Source organism: Enterobacter sp. RHBSTW-00593 (genome assembly GCF_013784105.1).
GTDB lineage: Bacteria > Pseudomonadota > Gammaproteobacteria > Enterobacterales > Enterobacteriaceae > Enterobacter > Enterobacter ludwigii.
This window is the reverse complement of record NZ_CP056393.1, coordinates 4,001,612-4,017,775: the sequence shown is the minus strand read 5'-3', so window position 1 is coordinate 4,017,775 and position 16,164 is coordinate 4,001,612. Positions and strand designations below refer to the sequence as shown.

General features: G+C 51.9%; 18 protein-coding genes, 1 tRNA gene and 1 pseudogene. 14 read left to right on the top strand and 6 right to left on the bottom strand.

The window, feature by feature from the left end:
* Positions 1-146: 146 nt before the first annotated feature.
* The gene (gene trhA, locus HV242_RS19215; RefSeq protein WP_014171517.1) at positions 147-806 is read left to right on the top strand and encodes a PAQR family membrane homeostasis protein TrhA; all 660 of its coding nucleotides are present in this window, start codon (positions 147-149) and stop codon (positions 804-806) included.
* A gap of 108 nt (positions 807-914) precedes the next feature.
* On the opposite strand, the gene ygfZ is transcribed toward trhA, so the two are convergent.
* Positions 915-1,895 carry a tRNA-modifying protein YgfZ gene (gene ygfZ / locus HV242_RS19210; RefSeq protein WP_020883730.1) on the bottom strand — a complete coding sequence of 327 codons (981 nt, stop codon included), beginning with the start codon at positions 1,893-1,895 and terminating at the stop codon, positions 915-917.
* 294 nt (positions 1,896-2,189) lie between these two features.
* Between ygfZ and sdhE the strand changes: the two genes are divergently transcribed.
* Positions 2,190-2,456, top strand: a complete 267-nt coding sequence (sdhE, locus tag HV242_RS19205) for an FAD assembly factor SdhE (protein WP_003863437.1) — start codon at positions 2,190-2,192, stop codon at positions 2,454-2,456.
* Positions 2,437-2,847: a protein YgfX gene (locus HV242_RS19200; RefSeq protein ID WP_014171514.1), complete on the top strand. Its 411-nt coding sequence runs from the start codon at positions 2,437-2,439 to the stop codon at positions 2,845-2,847. The genes sdhE and HV242_RS19200 overlap by 20 nt, the downstream gene beginning before the upstream one ends.
* A gap of 6 nt (positions 2,848-2,853) precedes the next feature.
* Here HV242_RS19200 and fldB read toward each other — a convergent pair whose 3' ends face one another.
* Positions 2,854-3,375, bottom strand: coding sequence for a flavodoxin FldB (gene fldB / locus HV242_RS19195; RefSeq protein ID WP_014171513.1), 522 nt, complete (start codon positions 3,373-3,375; stop codon positions 2,854-2,856).
* Positions 3,376-3,476: 101 nt separating this feature from the next.
* Here fldB and xerD point away from each other — a divergent pair, with 101 nt between their 5' ends.
* The 5 genes from xerD to lysS all read left to right on the top strand — a co-directional run bounded on the left by xerD (position 3,477) and on the right by lysS (position 9,565).
* Positions 3,477-4,373 carry a site-specific tyrosine recombinase XerD gene (xerD, locus tag HV242_RS19190; protein ID WP_050737268.1) on the top strand — a complete coding sequence of 299 codons (897 nt, stop codon included), beginning with the start codon at positions 3,477-3,479 and terminating at the stop codon, positions 4,371-4,373.
* A gap of 23 nt (positions 4,374-4,396) precedes the next feature.
* A complete protein-coding gene (gene dsbC / locus HV242_RS19185) occupies positions 4,397-5,110 on the top strand; it encodes a bifunctional protein-disulfide isomerase/oxidoreductase DsbC (protein ID WP_020883731.1) in 714 nt (237 codons plus the stop codon).
* Between the two features lie 5 nt (positions 5,111-5,115).
* Positions 5,116-6,849, top strand: a complete 1,734-nt coding sequence (recJ, locus tag HV242_RS19180; protein WP_050737267.1) for a single-stranded-DNA-specific exonuclease RecJ — start codon at positions 5,116-5,118, stop codon at positions 6,847-6,849.
* A 90-nt stretch (positions 6,850-6,939) separates the two neighbouring features.
* Positions 6,940-8,038, top strand: a protein-coding gene (prfB, locus tag HV242_RS19175; protein ID WP_104440355.1) for a peptide chain release factor 2 whose coding sequence is annotated in 2 segments (ribosomal slippage) — positions 6,940-7,014 and positions 7,016-8,038 — 1,098 coding nt in all. Because the reading frame shifts where the segments join, the coding sequence is not laid out codon by codon here.
* Between the two features lie 9 nt (positions 8,039-8,047).
* Positions 8,048-9,565, top strand: a complete 1,518-nt coding sequence (lysS, locus tag HV242_RS19170) for a lysine--tRNA ligase (RefSeq protein ID WP_044866096.1) — start codon at positions 8,048-8,050, stop codon at positions 9,563-9,565.
* A 39-nt stretch (positions 9,566-9,604) separates the two neighbouring features.
* Here the strand turns inward: lysS and idi are convergent, their stop codons facing one another.
* Positions 9,605-10,147: an isopentenyl-diphosphate Delta-isomerase gene (gene idi, locus HV242_RS19165; RefSeq protein ID WP_050737266.1), complete on the bottom strand. Its 543-nt coding sequence runs from the start codon at positions 10,145-10,147 to the stop codon at positions 9,605-9,607.
* 162 nt (positions 10,148-10,309) lie between these two features.
* Here idi and actS point away from each other — a divergent pair, with 162 nt between their 5' ends.
* From actS to HV242_RS19150, 3 genes are all read left to right on the top strand, one after another.
* The gene (gene actS / locus HV242_RS19160) at positions 10,310-11,050 is read left to right on the top strand and encodes an amidase activator ActS (protein WP_014171504.1); all 741 of its coding nucleotides are present in this window, start codon (positions 10,310-10,312) and stop codon (positions 11,048-11,050) included.
* Between the two features lie 80 nt (positions 11,051-11,130).
* Positions 11,131-11,204: transfer RNA gene (locus HV242_RS19155), tRNA-Gly, on the top strand.
* A gap of 375 nt (positions 11,205-11,579) precedes the next feature.
* Positions 11,580-11,813: a hypothetical protein gene (locus tag HV242_RS19150; protein ID WP_050737261.1), complete on the top strand. Its 234-nt coding sequence runs from the start codon at positions 11,580-11,582 to the stop codon at positions 11,811-11,813.
* 992 nt (positions 11,814-12,805) lie between these two features.
* On the opposite strand, the pseudogene HV242_RS24570 reads toward HV242_RS19150, so the two are convergent.
* Positions 12,806-12,917, bottom strand: a pseudogene (locus tag HV242_RS24570) (SOS response-associated peptidase); the annotation flags it as partial.
* A gap of 234 nt (positions 12,918-13,151) precedes the next feature.
* Between HV242_RS24570 and HV242_RS24565 the strand changes: the two are divergent.
* Genes HV242_RS24565 through HV242_RS19135 form a run of 3 tightly spaced genes read left to right on the top strand, consistent with a single transcriptional unit; the run spans position 13,152 to position 14,321 of the window.
* Complete coding sequence (locus HV242_RS24565; protein WP_249039596.1) at positions 13,152-13,319, top strand: hypothetical protein; 168 nt, start codon at positions 13,152-13,154, stop codon at positions 13,317-13,319.
* 6 nt (positions 13,320-13,325) lie between these two features.
* Entirely contained in the window at positions 13,326-13,724 is a 399-nt protein-coding gene (locus HV242_RS19140; protein WP_133164442.1) for a hypothetical protein, read from the top strand.
* 33 nt (positions 13,725-13,757) lie between these two features.
* The gene (locus HV242_RS19135; RefSeq protein WP_063858428.1) at positions 13,758-14,321 is read left to right on the top strand and encodes a hypothetical protein; all 564 of its coding nucleotides are present in this window, start codon (positions 13,758-13,760) and stop codon (positions 14,319-14,321) included.
* A gap of 536 nt (positions 14,322-14,857) precedes the next feature.
* On the opposite strand, the gene HV242_RS19130 is transcribed toward HV242_RS19135, so the two are convergent.
* Together HV242_RS19130 and HV242_RS19125 are read right to left on the bottom strand one after the other, a co-directional pair.
* Positions 14,858-15,070 (bottom strand): hypothetical protein, encoded by a 213-nt coding sequence (locus HV242_RS19130; protein ID WP_080471935.1) that lies wholly within the window; start codon positions 15,068-15,070, stop codon positions 14,858-14,860.
* Between the two features lie 69 nt (positions 15,071-15,139).
* A complete protein-coding gene (locus HV242_RS19125) occupies positions 15,140-16,099 on the bottom strand; it encodes a LacI family DNA-binding transcriptional regulator (protein WP_025203317.1) in 960 nt (319 codons plus the stop codon).
* Positions 16,100-16,164: the final 65 nt, after the last annotated feature.

Below are 16,164 nucleotides of genomic sequence, written 5' to 3'. Positions count from 1 at the left end.
TAGGTGAATAATTTGTTTATGTTCATGATTTATAGATAAAAATTATGTTTGTGAAATTATTTTAGCTAACAGGTGTTCACTGGAATCATTCTCAGTTAGCATAGACAGGTGATGAATATTCATCGTTAGTTTTCCCGGAGTTTTGTATGGTGAGCAGACCATTAATTGCACAGGGATATTCGCTGGCTGAGGAAATAGCCAACAGTATTAGCCACGGTATTGGCCTGGTTTTTGGGATTGTCGGTTTAGTGTTATTGCTGGTGCAGGCGGTGGATACGAATGCCAGCGCAATGGCCATTACCAGCTACAGTCTGTATGGCGGGAGTATGATCCTGCTGTTCCTGGCGTCGACGCTGTACCACGCTATCCCGCATCAACGGGCCAAGATCTGGCTCAAGAAATTCGACCACTGCGCTATCTATCTTCTTATTGCAGGTACCTACACGCCTTTCCTGCTGGTGGGTCTTAACTCGCCGCTGTCGCGTGGCCTGATGATTGTTATCTGGAGCCTGGCGCTGCTGGGGATCCTGTTTAAGCTGACCATTGCCCACCGGTTTAAGGTGCTGTCGCTGGTGACCTATCTCACGATGGGCTGGCTTTCGCTGATTGTGGTTTATCAACTGGCGATCAAGCTGGCGGTAGGGGGCGTGACGCTTCTGGCCGTTGGGGGCATCGTCTACTCGCTGGGCGTCATTTTCTATGTCTGCAAGCGTATCCCGTACAATCATGCTATCTGGCATGGGTTTGTGCTGGGCGGTAGCGTGTGCCACTTTTTAGCGATTTATCTCTATGTGGGGCAGGTTTAATTTCAGAACGTTGATCTTCTTGCCCCCGCCCTCTCTTCGTGAGAGTAAGCAAAAAAAACGGTAACCGTCAGGTTACCGTTTTTTATCTCGTCGCCGGGCAATGACGCCTTACTCTTCCAGCGAATACGGCAGTGGCTCAATGCTCAGCGTATTGGCATCGTCACGCACGCGGAACACGCTGTCGGCTTCCATATCGTTGTTCATGACGGCCTGAACCAGAAGGCGGCCATCATCCAGTTGAACTGCGGCTAACACCGTGCCGGTACGGCGCCAGTTCTCGCCCATCTTCAGCTCTAAATCTTCACCAGCGTCAGGCACGCGGCTGGCGTGGCCCGCCAGGGTCCACAGTGCGCGTTTGTTGGCTCCGCGGAATTTGGCGCGTGCCACCATCTCCTGGCCGGTATAGCACCCTTTCTTAAAGCTAATGCCACCCAGCGCCTGCAGGTTGGTGGCCTGAGGAATGAACTGCCCGCTGTTTGCGGCGTCAATCACCGGCAGACCAGCTTCAATGTTCAGCGCCAGCCACTGTTGGCTGTTATTAAACTGGGCTTCACCACGCAGCGCCTCGGTGACGCGTTCGGCGGTCGCGGTATCCGTGACTAACAGAAAGCGTTCCGCCGGGTGTTCAAACCACAGGATAGACGTTGCGCCTTCGCTGACGACCTGTTTCTGGGCATCCGGGAGCTCACTGAACAGATTTTTCAGCGCCGCACGGGCCTGGAAGCCTGCCACGCCCAGCAGAACGTGTTCATCATCCGCGGCGATAGTGACTTTTGAGAAGACCGCGTATTTTTTCAGCTCGGTGAGCTGCGCGTCCCGCAGGCTGCGGCGCTCAATAAAGGCAAAACCCTCCTGGCGACGGAACAGGCGCAGGTTGCTCCACATCTTCCCTTTTGGATCGCAGTGTGCGACCAGCAGATGCTGGTGTTCGTCCATCTGGCTGACGTCGGCGGTTACCTGGCCCTGCAGGTATTTTTCGCTGTCTGCACCGGTGAGTGTCGCCAGCGCCCAGTCATCAAGAGTAATAAGCGTCAGCGGCAGACGCGCAGAGGCGGCGGGCTGGCGAGGAGAAAATGGTGTAAAGGCCATAACGATATCCTGAATTGCTTAACGCTTTGATAATGCCTAATGGTAAAAGAGCCTGCTGGCATTGCAAGCGCTTTCAACAGGCCATTTGTGCCATAACCCGGTTATGCGTAGTGCCACGCAAAATAGTGTAATCCGCTGTCTTTATAGGGTTTATTGTGGAAGCGCGCTCGTGGTTCGCAATATTCCAGTAAAGAAACGGTCAAAAACACGTTACACTAGCTGGTGTCCCCGCAGAGAAATCAAGAACACTGGACGGGGTGCCGACTGTGCCAAACGTAATGCAGGAAACAGAACATGGATATTAACAACAAGGCCCGTATTCACTGGGCGTGCCGTCGCGGCATGCGTGAACTTGATATTTCCATCATGCCTTTCTTCGAATATGAGTATGACAGCTTAAGCGATGATGATAAGCGTCTGTTTGTTCGCCTGCTTGAGTCTGACGATCCTGATTTATTTAACTGGCTGATGAATCACGGCAAACCCGCCGACACCGAGTTGCAACGGATGGTGCAATTAATTCAAACACGGAATCAGGAACGTGGTCCTGTGGCAATCTGACCTTCGCGTCTCGTGGCGCTCGCAGTGGATGTCGTTGTTGCTCCACGGCCTGGTCGCGGCCTTTGTGTTACTGATGCCGTGGCCGCTTAGCTATACGCCTCTGTGGCTGCTGTTGCTGTCGTTTGTGGTGTTTGACAGCGTGCGCAGCCAGCGCCGCATTCATGCCCGTCAGGGGGAGATCAAATTACTGATGGATTCCCGCCTGCGCTGGCAGGGAAAAGAGTGGGAAATTCTCGGTATGCCCTGGATGATCGCTTCCGGCATGATGCTGCGGCTACGTAGCGTGGACAGCGGGCGTCGCCAGCATCTGTGGCTGGCCGCGGACAGTATGGATAGCGCTGAGTGGCGGGACCTGCGTCGGATGTTATTACAGCAGCTGACGCAGGAGTAATTCGCGTTAGCTGAACTGTTCTGCCATTTCGCCCAGAATCTGCTCACACCAGCTTTGCAGGCGCTCATCGCTGAGATCGTACTGGTTGGTTTCATCCAGTGCCAGCCCGACAAACAGCTGCCCATCGGCAATAATCGGTTTCTTACTGGTGAACTCGTACCCTTCGGTTGGCCAGTAACCGATAAACGTGACGCCCTTCGGTGCCAGTTTGTCGTGCAGCATGCCGAGTGCGTCCAGGAACCACTCACCGTAACCCAGCTGATCTCCCATGCCGTACATGGCAATGATTTTGCCGTCGAGGTTAAGCGTATCAAGCTGGTCCCAGATGGCTTCCCAGTCTTCCTGTATTTCGCCGAAATCCCAGGTCGGGATGCCGAGGATCAGCACGTCGTACTGCTCCATCAGCGTAAGCGCGTCATCTTTCAGGTTATGCAACGTCACCAGTTCCGGGCCAATGATGTCCCGAATTTTCTCTGCCGCCATTTCGGTGTAGCAGGTGCTGGAACCATAGAACAGACCAATATTCATCGCGTGACTATCTCAATTCTTGCTTTGACTTTGCGCGTAGTGTACCAGAAACCGATCGCAATCAGGCATAATGGCCTGACTGCAGAATCAAAGGGGCTGATGTGGAAAAGGATCTCGCACTCATCGAACAGTTTCTCGATGCACTGTGGCTGGAGAAGAACCTGGCCGAGAATACGCTCAGTGCCTACCGGCGCGATCTCACCATGCTGGTGGAGTGGCTGGCGCACCGTGGGCTGTCGCTGGCGAACGCCCAAAGCGACGACCTGCAGGCGCTGCTGGGCGAGCGGATGGAAGGGGGCTACAAGGCCACCAGTTCCGCACGTTTGCTCAGCGCAATGCGTCGGCTGTTCCAGCACCTCAACCGTGAAAAAATTCGCGAAGACGATCCCAGCGCGCTCCTGGCCTCCCCGAAACTCCCGCAGCGGCTGCCGAAAGATCTCAGCGAAGAACAAGTTGAGAGATTATTACAGTCACCCGCAGTTGACCTGCCGCTGGAGTTACGCGATAAAGCCATGCTTGAGCTATTGTATGCTACCGGTTTGCGTGTTTCTGAACTGGTCGGCCTGACGATGAGCGACATTAGCCTTCGTCAGGGCGTGGTTCGCGTAATCGGTAAAGGAAACAAGGAAAGGCTGGTGCCGCTGGGTGAAGAGGCGGTGTACTGGCTGGAAACGTATCTGGAGCACGGTCGTCCATGGTTGCTTAATGGCGCTTCAATCGACGTCTTGTTTCCCAGCCAGCGCGCACAACAGATGACGCGGCAAACGTTCTGGCATCGCATCAAACATTACGCCACACTGGCGGGTATCGACAGTGAAAAGCTTTCGCCACACGTTTTGCGTCATGCCTTTGCGACGCATCTGCTGAACCACGGCGCCGATCTGCGCGTGGTGCAGATGCTGCTGGGACACAGCGATCTTTCCACGACCCAAATTTATACCCATGTCGCGACGGAACGGCTGCGGCAGCTACATCAACAGCACCACCCACGAGCGTGAGTGCCGACGAATTAGGATCTTATATGAAAAAGTCTTTCGCGCTGTTCACCCTGCTGGCAGCCTCATTTACCGGTTTTGCCCATGCGGATGACGCCGCTATCAAACAGTCTCTGGCGAAGCTAGGCGTCACCAGCAGTGATATCCAGTCTGCACCGGTTGCCGGCATGAAAACGGTTCTGACGAACAGCGGCGTGCTGTACGTGACCGAAGACGGAAAACACATTATTCAGGGGCCAATGTACGACGTGAGCGGTGCACAGCCGGTCAACGTAACCAACCAGCTGCTGATGAAAAACCTGAACGCGCTCGAAAAAGAGATGATCGTTTATAAAGCGGCGCAGGAAAAACACGTCATTACCGTCTTCACCGACATCACCTGTGGCTACTGCCATAAGCTGCATGAAGAGATGAAAGATTACAACGCGCTGGGGATCACCGTGCGTTATCTGGCCTTCCCGCGCGCGGGCGTTGAGAGCAAGCCAGAGCAGGATATGAAAGCTATCTGGTGTGCGAAAGACCGCAACAAAGCCTTTGATGACGCGATGAATGGCAAAGGCGTGCAGCCTGCATCCTGCGACATTGATATCGCTAACCACTACGCGCTGGGTGTGCAGTTTGGGGTGAACGGTACGCCAGCGATTGTCCTGAGCAATGGCTATGTTGTTCCGGGTTATCAGGGACCTAAAGAGATGAAAGAGTTCCTCGACGCGCACCAGAAACAGTTTGGTGGTAAATAATTCGCGTGAAAGCCCCAATAAAACTGCGCCGCCGCGAGGCGGTTGAACATGCTGATTTGCCTGACGACCTCCCGCCGCTGCTAAAGCGGCTATACGCCAGCCGTGGCGTGCGTACCGCCGCCGACCTTGAGCGCAGCGTTAAAGGGATGTTGCCATGGCAGCAGTTAAACGGCATCGAAAAAGCCACAGAAATACTCTACAACGCGCTGTGTGAAGGTACGCGCATTGTGGTGGTGGGGGATTTTGATGCTGATGGCGCAACCAGTACCGCGCTGAGCGTGCTGAGCCTGCGCGCGCTGGGCTGCGCCAACGTGACATATCTGGTGCCGAACCGGTTTGAAGATGGTTACGGCCTCAGCCCGGAAGTGGTCGATCAGGCCCATGCCCGCGGCGCACAGCTGATCCTGACCGTAGATAACGGGATCTCTTCCCATGCGGGCGTCGATCATGCGCATCAGCTGGGGATCCCGGTGCTGGTTACCGATCACCACCTGCCGGGTGAAACGCTGCCTGCCGCGGAAGCGATCATCAACCCGAACCTGCGCGACTGCGATTTCCCGTCGAAATCACTCGCAGGCGTCGGCGTGGCATTTTATCTGATGCTGGCGTTACGCACGCTGCTGCGTGATAAGGGCTGGTTCGACGCCCGCGGTATTGCCGTGCCGAACCTGGCCGAGTATCTCGACCTGGTCGCACTGGGGACCGTCGCAGACGTGGTGCCGCTCGATACCAATAACCGTATTCTGACCTGGCAGGGCTTAAGCCGCATCCGGGCGGGCAAATGCCGTCCCGGTATCAAAGCGCTGCTTGAGATTGCTAACCGCGATCCGCTCAAGCTGGCGGCAAGCGATCTGGGCTTCGCTCTGGGGCCTCGCCTGAACGCGGCCGGCAGACTGGACGACATGTCCGTTGGCGTCGCGTTGCTGCTGTGCGACAACATTGGTGAAGCGCGCGTGCTGGCTAATGAGCTGGACGCCCTGAACCAGACCCGTAAAGAGATTGAACAGGGAATGCAGGTTGAAGCGCTGACCCTGTGCGAAAAACTGGAACGCAGCGGCGATACGCTGCCGGGCGGCCTGGCGATGTATCACCCTGAGTGGCATCAGGGCGTGGTGGGCATTCTGGCTTCGCGTATTAAAGAGCGTTTCCACCGTCCGGTCATTGCGTTTGCACCGGCTGGTGATGGCACCCTCAAAGGCTCCGGGCGTTCGATTCAGGGGCTGCACATGCGCGATGCGCTGGAGCGTCTGGATACCCTCTACCCGGGTCTGATGCTCAAGTTCGGCGGTCATGCCATGGCGGCAGGTTTGTCGCTGGAAGAGGCGAAGTTCGACGAGTTCCAGCGTCTGTTCGGCGAGCTGGTCACCGACTGGATTGACCCGGCCCTGCTGCAGGGCGAAGTGGTTTCCGACGGCGAACTCACGCCGGTTGAGATGACGATGGAAGTGGCACAGATGCTCCGGGATGCAGGGCCGTGGGGGCAGATGTTCCCGGAACCCTTGTTCGATGGCCGCTTCCGTCTGCTGCAACAGCGCATTGTTGGTGAGCGCCATCTGAAAGTGATGGTCGAGCCTGTAGGCGGTGGCCCGCTGCTGGACGGTATTGCCTTTAACGTCGATACTGCTGTCTGGCCGGACAACGGCGTGCGCGAAGTTGAGCTGGCATACAAACTGGATATAAACGAGTTCCGCGGTAACCGCACCCTTCAGATCATCATCGACAATATCTGGCCAATTTAGCGGCAGTAATCTCTATAAAAAAGGGCGTGGATTCGGTACAATCCCGCTCTTATCACCGCATTTTGACAAGTCCATAAAAGAAAACAGACCATGTTTGAAATTAATCCGGTAAAAAACCGTATTCAGGACCTCACGGAGCGCTCTGACGTTCTTAGGGGGTATCTTTGACTACGATGCCAAGAAAGAGCGTCTTGAAGAAGTAAACGCCGAGCTGGAACAGCCGGACGTCTGGAACGAACCTGAACGCGCGCAGGCGCTGGGTAAAGAGCGTTCCTCTCTCGAAGCTATCGTAGATACGCTGGATCAAATGGCTCAGGGGCTGGAAGATGTTTCCGGTTTACTGGAGCTGGCCGTCGAAGCTGACGACGAAGAAACCTTTAACGAAGCCGTGGCTGAACTCGACGTGCTCGAAGAGAAGCTTGCACAGCTTGAATTCCGTCGCATGTTCTCCGGTGAATACGATAACGCTGACTGCTATCTCGATATTCAGGCAGGTTCTGGCGGTACCGAAGCCCAGGACTGGGCCAGCATGCTGATGCGCATGTATCTGCGCTGGGCGGAAGCCCGCGGCTTCAAAACCGAAATCATCGAAGAGTCTGAAGGTGAAGTGGCCGGTATTAAATCTGTCACCATCAAGATTATTGGCGATTACGCCTACGGCTGGCTGCGTACCGAGACGGGGGTTCACCGCCTGGTGCGTAAGAGCCCGTTCGACTCCGGCGGCCGTCGTCACACCTCCTTCAGCTCCGCATTTGTCTATCCGGAAGTTGACGAAGATATCGATATCGACATCAACCCGGCGGATCTGCGTATCGACGTTTACCGCGCATCCGGCGCGGGTGGTCAGCACGTTAACCGTACGGAATCTGCGGTGCGTATCACCCACATTCCAACCGGGCTGGTGACGCAATGCCAGAACGACCGTTCCCAGCATAAGAACAAAGACCAGGCCATGAAGCAGATGAAAGCGAAGCTTTATGAACTGGAGATGCAGAAGAAAAATGCTGAGAAACAGGCGATGGAAGATAACAAATCTGACATCGGTTGGGGCAGCCAGATCCGTTCTTACGTCCTTGATGACTCCCGCATCAAAGACCTGCGTACCGGGGTTGAAACCCGTAACACGCAGGCGGTGCTGGACGGCAGCCTGGACCAATTTATCGAAGCAAGTTTGAAAGCAGGGTTATGAGGAACCAACATGTCTGAACAACAAGCACAGGGCGCTGACGCGGTAGTCGATCTTAATAACGAACTGAAAACCCGCCGCGAGAAGCTGGCAGCACTGCGCGAGCAGGGCGTGCCGTTCCCGAACGATTTTCGTCGTGACCATACCTCAGACCAACTGCACGCTGACTTCGACGGTAAAGAGAACGAAGAGCTGGAAGCGCTGAACATCGAAGTGGCCGTTGCTGGCCGCATGATGACCCGTCGTATCATGGGTAAAGCCTCCTTCGTGACGCTGCAGGACGTTGGCGGCCGTATTCAGCTGTACGTCTCCCGTGACGACCTGCCGGAAGGCATCTACAACGAGCAGTTCAAGAAGTGGGACCTGGGCGATATCCTGGGGGCGAAAGGTAAGCTGTTCAAAACCAAGACCGGTGAGCTGTCTATCCACTGCACCGAACTGCGTCTGCTGACCAAAGCCCTGCGCCCGTTGCCGGACAAATTCCATGGCCTGCAGGATCAGGAAGCGCGCTACCGTCAGCGTTACCTGGATCTCATCTCCAACGATGAATCCCGTAAGACCTTCAAGATTCGCTCTCAGATCATGGCCGGTATCCGCCAGTTCATGGTTAACCGCGACTTTATGGAAGTGGAAACCCCAATGATGCAGGTGATCCCGGGCGGCGCGTCTGCACGTCCGTTCATCACCCATCACAACGCCCTCGATCTGGACATGTACCTGCGTATCGCGCCGGAACTGTACCTGAAACGTCTGGTCGTCGGTGGTTTTGACCGCGTGTTCGAAATCAACCGTAACTTCCGTAACGAAGGCATCTCCGTGCGTCATAACCCAGAGTTCACCATGATGGAACTCTATATGGCGTATGCGGATTATAAAGATCTGATCGAGCTGACCGAATCACTGTTCCGTACCCTGGCGCAGGACATTCTGGGCACCACTAAAGTGCCTTACGGTGAAGAAGTCTTCGACTTCGGCAAGCCGTTCGAAAAACTGACCATGCGCGAAGCGATCATGAAATACCGTCCAGAAACCAACATGGCCGATCTGGATAACTTCGACTCTGCGAAAGCGATCGCGGAAAGCATCGGTATCAAAGTTGAGAAGAGCTGGGGTCTGGGCCGTATCGTGACCGAGATCTTCGAAGAAGTGGCCGAAGCGCACCTGATTCAGCCGACCTTCATCACCGAATACCCGGCAGAAGTTTCTCCGCTGGCACGTCGTAATGATGTGAACCCGGAAATCACTGACCGCTTTGAGTTCTTCATCGGTGGCCGCGAAATCGGCAACGGCTTTAGCGAGCTGAACGATGCAGAAGATCAGGCTCAGCGCTTCCAGGATCAGGTTAACGCGAAAGCGGCGGGCGATGACGAAGCGATGTTCTTCGACGAAGACTATGTGACTGCGCTGGAGCACGGTCTGCCACCAACCGCAGGTCTGGGGATTGGTATCGACCGTATGGTTATGCTGTTCACTAACAGCCACACCATCCGTGATGTGATCCTGTTCCCGGCGATGCGCCCGGTGAAGTAAGCCGTTAAGACAGTAAAAAAAGCCCCGAAAGGGGCTTTTTTATTGCGCCGCGAAGGCCCTGAGCGCGTCGCGGGCGACCGTCGCTTCTTGCACCATCCACGGGCTAAAGCTCCAGGGGGCAGCGTCCAGTGCGCGAAACAACGCTTCCAGCTCGACCCATTCATACTCCATCACTTCATCGTGATTAATATGCAGTTCGCTGGTGACGCGTGCTGCGAATACCGGGCAAATCTCATTCTCCACGATCCCCGAAGGATCGGCTTCACGGTAACGGAATTCAGCGGCTATGGGGGTAATATTGGTGATCTCCGCGCCAACCTCAAAGCGGCAACGGCGGATGATAGCCTGTTCCGTCTTTTCACCGGACTGAGGATGTCCGCAAACGGAGTTGGTCCAGACCCCTGGCCAGGCTTTTTTGCTTAAGGCGCGTCGGGTAACCAGACACTCACCTCTGGCGTTAAAAAGCCACGATGAGAAAGCCAGGTGCAGCGGGGTGTGGGCGGTGTGCGCGGCGTACTTTTCCTGAGTGCCAATCACCATTCCCTGGTCATTTACCAAAATAACGTGTTCTTGAATACTCATTGATGCTCCAGTGCCAACGATGCGGATGGCTCTGCACCATCAGCAGCTGCATTATACTGCATTCCTCCATGCGCCGTTTGCTCTCAAGAGCGGAAAAGGGCTGACCCATATCAGTCTGGGCTGGTATCATAGTGCGCCATTCACTCTGACCGAGGATCTGTTTTGTTTGCAGGAAGCCTGACGAGAAATCCCATTACCGCCGTTTTTTGTCTGACGCTGACGCTATTACTGGCAGGCTGTTCAGGAAGCAAGTCGTCGGATATGGGCAGCTATTCCGGTGCGGTTTATACCGTTAAGCGCGGGGATACGCTGTATCGGATTTCGCGCGCAACGGGGACCAGCGTGAAGGATCTGGCGCGTCTGAATAACATCTCTCCACCCTACACCATCGAGGTGGGGCAGAAACTGAAGGTTAACGGTGGCGCGTCTTCAACGAAGAAATCCTCTAAAGGCAAAACAGCTAAAGTGACGCCGTCTTACGCGGTGCCGCAGTCTTCATGGCCTCCGGTCGGCCAGCGTTGCTGGGTCTGGCCTGCCAGCGGCAAGGTCGTGTTGCCTTACTCCTTGTCTGAGGGGGGCAATAAAGGCATTGATATCGCTGCTGCGCGCGGCACGCCAGTCTATGCATCAGGGGCAGGGAAGGTGGTCTACGTCGGCAACCAGCTGCGCGGTTACGGTAACCTGATCATGATTAAGCATGGGGAAGATTACATCACTGCCTATGCCCACAACGATACGATGCTGGTGAACAACGGGCAGAATGTGAAGGCTGGGCAGAAGATTGCCACCATGGGCAGTACCGGTACGGACTCGGTGAAGTTACACTTCCAGATCCGCTATCGCGCCACAGCCATCGATCCGCAGCGTTATCTTCCGGCGCCAGGCAGTAAGCCAAAGTGCTAAGTGATTATATAATCGCCATTTAGTTGCAAAGAGGCTTGTATGAAGAGGCGTAAGGTCTATAATGCCTTACGCACCTCAAAGCGGGCGTAGTTCAATGGTAGAACGAGAGCTTCCCAAGCTCTATACGAGGGTTCGATTCCCTTCGCCCGCTCCAGTCTCTCCCTTTCTTAAGAAGCCCTTTAAATCCTTCTCTATCAGCAAATTAAAAAGTTACCTATTTTTAGTCGCCTATGGGTTCTACCATTATGATCCGCCCCTGGTAACTGTCACGCTAAGTTACACGGTGAGATGACAGGATAACTCAGCGTTGGCGGCAGTTGCATCCTCACACCGCGATAGTAAAACGTGAAAAAAACCTATCCTGGCATTGTTATGTCATCGACAGAGTAATCACTCGCATTAAAGCCCGATATACAGGCTCTTCCAGCGCTTCGACAGATATACGAGCACCCTGATAAGGTGTGATCCTTCTGACAATCTGATGAAGTCGCTATGCTCCGCTTGTTGCTTGTACCACTAACGGGGCTTTATGGCTTCTATTGTCCAAAATCTGTTAGTTGCGCATTTTATGCACCCTGGATACCCTGAGATTAATCCTATTAACTCAAGGGTGAGCATGGCTATCGGGAAGAGACAGAACCAAAAAGAATCACCTGAAGAAGAGTTAGATCGCTTGCTGGATGATCTTGAACTCACACAGGAGCAACGAGAGTTTATAGAATCCATGCGGCAAAATAACGAGAATAAAAACAACGAGGAGTAGTGTTTATGGCGGGGATCTGTGAAGGGGGGCAGCCGTAGCTGCTAATCTTCATCTTTCTAAACAAAATGGGCTAAACTCTTTATTTGAGCTTTCTTCAAATACGCATCAGGCCTATTATAGAGTAAATTCTCCGCATCCTTATTTATCCAATGCTCATTCTATTAATCTTATAAGCGGAAATTTTTTAACCTAGATCGTTAAGCATATTGGAAGAGGCGAGAGTAACCAGAATTAAAAAGCCTCTCGAAAAGAAAAATGGGTGATAAATTATGTTATCTGAGAACATAAAGTTATTGAATCAATCTCGATGTTGGTAGTATTATGATATAATTCAAGGGTATAGTGATGCTTTTCTTTCTATATGAGTCGACATTTCTTCTGGTTTTTCTCAATTTCATTTGCACATCAAGAACGGCTCTGCTTTTTATATCAGAAATCAATAAATTTATTAGATCAGTTGGTTTGTTATAAACTCCTCGTGCCAACTTGATCTTAAAAGACCGCATTAAATATTAAAAATATCGAAAGAATATACCCCTATGGATGGAGTGCAAAGTGAGAGCAGGTGTTTTTATAACAAACAACGGAGAGGGTTTGTGTATCAATATAGGAGATGGTTTAATTAAACTCCTACAGGGCAAATTAAAGCCTCAATGGGGGGGATTTTATTGGGTGTTTTTTGATTTTAATTAATGAATGATAATGCGCCGAAAAATATTAATTTCCCAGATTTTTTAAATCTATTGTTCATATATATTTCATTAAATACGTGCCTACTCCTTTGCCAGAAAAATTATCGCCGGTGAGCTGTGGACGTCAGAGTGTAACCGGGAAGTGTACTCCATTCTCGTCAGCAGGGAATTGCCGGTATGAATCAGCAAGGTGAACGGCGTTTGCCGCGCAACAGAACGAAAACTAACATTCATTACAATTTGAGTTATCTACTGCAGCCTTATATAAATCAGGATCGATGACTAAATCTTCACATTCCCGACCACTCCGTCAATAGCTATCTCTTCTGCCTCTTTACCGGGCCATTCATTGCCGCACAAATTCAGGGATCAGGACAACCGGATGCCGGTCATGTATATCTACCAGACCTTGAGCTGGGCCTCCGTACGCGTAAAATCGTCACCACGGCGCATGGCATCACCGAAACGCGCTTCCTGTGGCGGGGCTACCGCCTGTTGCAGGAGGAGCAGGAAACCAGGGGTTCAGCACTTATGTTTATGACCCGAATGAATCCTGTAGCCCGCCGGCTGGGATGATCATCTTCGTGACCAGAGCAGCGGTGAGATTTACTGGTTCAGTACCGATTTGAATGGTGCGCAACTGGAGGTGACCGATGCGCGTGGCGAGGTACGCTGGAGCGGCCAGTGTTGCAGTTTTGGCGAAGTTCGCTATCAGACTGCAAGGGCTACAAAGCTTGTTCAGCGCACGGTGATGCCGCATCAGCCGTTTCGCTATGCTGGGCAGTATGCTGACGGTGAAACGGCTGCTCTATAACCTCTTCTGCTACTACCCTTTGCGCGCAGTCGGGCGAGAGCAATAAGCCGAGCATGGGGAGAAGAAAGAGAACTGGTTGCAGCTGGAGGAGGAAGCCGGGACTGGACGGCCGCTGAACGCGAAGTAATACTAAGTACAAAAAATAATCGCCAATTATCGTCGGTTATGTCCGAAATGGGCTATACAGGCCATCATATCAATAGTGTGAAAGGGAACGGTGTTTTAGGAGGAAAATGGCAAGGCGATCCAAGGAATATTGTATTTCTCCAGAATGCTAATCATCCAAGCGGCTATGATGAACATTTACATGGTTTGCAAGGTCACCGAGGAAGTTATGACACTCCAGGTAAAGGACGATTGATAGACCGTAACCTGACCCGTAAGAATTTAAAGAGCTGTCAATAATATCAGTGAATGTGATAAATATGAGGTGTTATTATGAGTGAAATTGAAGAGTCATTAAAAAAATTTGTTGCTATTTGCAATAAATATTCACTGTCCGGGAGTTTCAATATCGTTAATGACATTGACAACGTATTCCCCTCCAACTTACCTCGCTCGGCAGAGTTGGATTATTTATATGGAAAAAATAATCCTGAGAAGTTAAAAATAGAAACAGGTTTTACGCCAATTAAATTTTATTCAGTCAGCGAACTTGCAAAAGCTCAAAGTGGTTATGAATACTTACCAGATAATTATCTTGTAATTGGCGATGATTTAGGTGGTGGTAAGCCTATAATTGCTGTTGTAGATGAAGGTAATACCTCTATTTATGCGTCTTATGACGTAGTTGAACCGTTTAAAATAGCTGACAATCTCTCTGGTTTTTTACTTTCTCTAACAGAGTTCATTGATTTGGTATATGGTTATTACGATATTTTTGATATAGCAGATGATAATGATGAAGTAAAAAAAGATTTTATGGATGAGTTAAAGGTAAAGGTTGTTCCATTTATCGGAGATGAAAATTTCAATGCATTTTATGATTATTTTTATGGGTGAATCTCAGTGTTTCCTTTGATGGGGGATGTGGGAGTATAATTATACGGGCCGTCTTGTAGGTGGTCCGCCTGATTATTTTTGATCTATAATACGATGCTTGATATTATTTTCTTGGAGAAATTATATTATTCCACGTCAGATGAAAGGTCATGAGCTAGTCAGCAAGTTACAGTTGAGTTGATAAGAAAATTTGACCCAGCCTGCGTGTGAATAACTGCACCCACTTTGCCTTCATCCCCATCTCCAGCGCTAATCGGGAGTTAGCCAATTCTACTACATCAATATCCGATTAGTCTCGCTTGATATCTACTGTAAGGACATTTCCCTTCGTAAATGCAAGCCTCATGCCGGTGCTAATTATTACTGGTACCTTTTCCGTATAGCTGCGATCGGTATATTGGGGGTAATATTCACGTTAAGAGCAAAAGACCGGTTCATTAATGAAGATGTAAATGTTTGCCGGTCAAATGACTTAGAAAGTTAAATAGGAACGGTATTTTGCTCCGCCCCCCAAAAAAACAGCATCATATCTGCAATCAGGACTGTTTTACCGCTTTACTCTGTGGGCAATCGTTGCCGCCCTGCATCACAACCTTTTCACTGCGCGAAGCATCGCCATACACGCATAACGTACCTTCATCGGTATGAATTTGCTCTTTCAGCGGCAGGGGCGTTTCCTGGGCGATGGCATAGCAGGAGAGCGCCGGGAAAAGGGTGAGGGCACTTATGAACAGAAAGATTTTCATCATCTCGCTCCAGAACAGGGATAACGTTTATTGTGTTATCACACCCTTAAGCCGGCAATCGCTGCGTACCCGCTAGCTTTTTTCCATCACCGACTGGCGAGGTGTGAGTTTACCAATCACGGGGGAGAGCTCTGACGTGCGAACAGGTCGGCCATCCACCAGGCTTTTAATGCGCTCAACGCACTGAGTGAGCAACTGATCCATTGGCCACGAGATACAGGTCAGCTGTGGATAGAGCTGGGTTGCCAGAGGCGAATCTTCCAGACTCAGCAGCGATACTTCCTGCGGAACGGAAATGCCAAATTCCCGGAACAGACGCATCGCTTCAGCGGCATAGGCATCACGTTTAACCACAATGGCGGAAAACTTGCTCAGGCTATTGATGAGCGTCAGCAGCGCCTGTTCAACATCTTCATTCGCCGTTAACACCAGCTGGCGATTAAACGGCAAAGAGTAGTTTTGCAGGACGTTGCGATAGCCTTCCACCATCTTTTTACTGTTGTCATCGTGTTCGCTGTCAATCACCAGTGCGATATTGCGATGGCCCTTACCCGTCATGTAGCGACAGGCGCTTTCCGTCGCAAAGGCAAAGTCATATCCCTGAGGTTTCGCATCCACCACGGGACGATCGAAGGAGATGACATTCTCTGCGCTACCGGCCGCAACCGGCCCAAAGACTACGACAGCAACGCACTGGCGCTGAAGATCATCAACGGTGACAGCCTGCTCAACAGGATCGTTTACGTACTCTACGATGAGCGTTTTATTCAACGCTTTCATGGCGCGGGAGAGCGCAGGCAGCAAACGTGCTCCGCTGCTTTCATCCTTCGCAGAGAGAACCAGACCAACGTAGCTTGATGACTGACTTGCCAGGTTTTGCGCGGCAAAGCTTGGGCGATAATTAAGCTCTTCTACGGCGCGCAGCACGGCTTCACGGCTCTCTTCGCGCACGCCGCGCGTCCCCGTCAACACGCGTGAGACGGTTGCTCGTGAGACATTGGCTAATCGTGATACATCGTCAATCGTTGGCATAGCATTTTCTGCGTGGTGGGTTTTGGTTATCTTAACATAACCCACCTTAAGAATCTTAGCGCCCC